Below are 1,438 nucleotides of genomic sequence, written 5' to 3' on the forward strand. Positions count from 1 at the left end.
AAAAAATCTTTTTTTAAGAGAGAACTCTACAATATAATACATTGTTTATTTTTTGCTGTTAATTTTTTAACGTATTTTCTTATTGCATTTACTAAAGGAAGTTCACTAAATGGGAAAAAAATGTTGTGTCTTTTCTTTGTTATCTATGTAATATTAGGTGGATTATTTTTATTTTGTAGATTTAAAGACGATTTCCTTAAAGATTATCGTCTTGAGAAATTGGGCGGGGGTCAATATTATAAAACTGAGAACTACATATCAAATAAAGAAAATATAATATTTTTTATTGAACTCGGTTATTTATTTTCCCAGTTAATACTATCCCAAGCAACTATTGTCCATGAATTTTCTCAACCTTGGAATTTCTTTATCTTAATTATCGCATTGAGCACTGATATATACTTTTTCATTAACATTTTTCATGTGGTATTTAAATTATCTAGAGTTAAGGGATTATTTTTTGTTCTTTGGTTAACTGTAATATTTATACTAGGACTTGTAGAAAAGGACACATGGATTGCTGTTGCATTAGTGATAGCAATTATTTCGTTATTAACTTCCGAAGATATCTGGGTCTTATATCAGGATGATAGCCCTTTATCTGCTAGATATAATACCTTAGCTAATAAAAATATTGTTACCAAAAATATTTTTAATTTGAAACTTACAGTTGCTACGAGCGTATTAATTTTATATCTTTCTGTGCTTTTTTTTGATGGAAAACATTATTTCCTTAAGTTTTTTAATATGCTTGCTAATACTATAAGTAAAATTGGTGAAAATGATATACGAGCTAAACTATTCGATGGACTGGATAAGCTAGTTTTTATTTCTATAGTATATTTGTTTTATATTATCATCAATAAATCATTTATTAAGCATAGGGATACTACTTTGTTAAAAGAAATTGTCACACCAGTCTCCTCAATAATTTACAATAAAATAGATACAAGTAAATTAGACCTCATAGATAACTATGATGAGTTATCTGAAGAGAATATCAAAGAGTATCCAGAACTAATAATTTACAATTCAAAATATATACCTGAAGGTACAAAATTTTTAATTGAAGAACATAAAAATGGAGATATTTTAAAAATTGTGTATCCAGATAAGGAGATAGAAGTTATTAAATTAAACAATTTGAAAAAATTAAGTGCTAAAGATAAGTAATTGTATGTGGACAATTGTCCACTTTTTTTATATAATTAACTCAACCTTTTTGGTTTAGTTTTGTATTTTATACTTAAAGGAGGTATCATTCTTTGGATGAATTGTATACAAGAATAAGTAAGTCTACAAAACACGTGTTATATCAGTACATGAAGGATAACGATATTTCATTATTAAATTATAATTTCAATTACTTCTTTCAACATTGTATTCAAAAATATAAAATTCAAGTAATTAGTCACCACTTCTCAAATCACAAGATTGA

General features: G+C 25.7%; 1 protein-coding gene. It reads left to right on the top strand.

The window, feature by feature from the left end; translation table 11 throughout:
• Window positions 1–1,173: hypothetical protein (locus HMPREF2918_RS11405; protein ID WP_176746001.1), on the top strand; the 1,173-nt coding region annotated here is incomplete at its 5' end.
• Window positions 1,174–1,438 lie beyond the last annotated feature (265 nt).

This window comes from Streptococcus sp. HMSC065C01, from assembly GCF_001813525.1.
GTDB lineage: Bacteria > Bacillota > Bacilli > Lactobacillales > Streptococcaceae > Streptococcus > Streptococcus parasanguinis_V.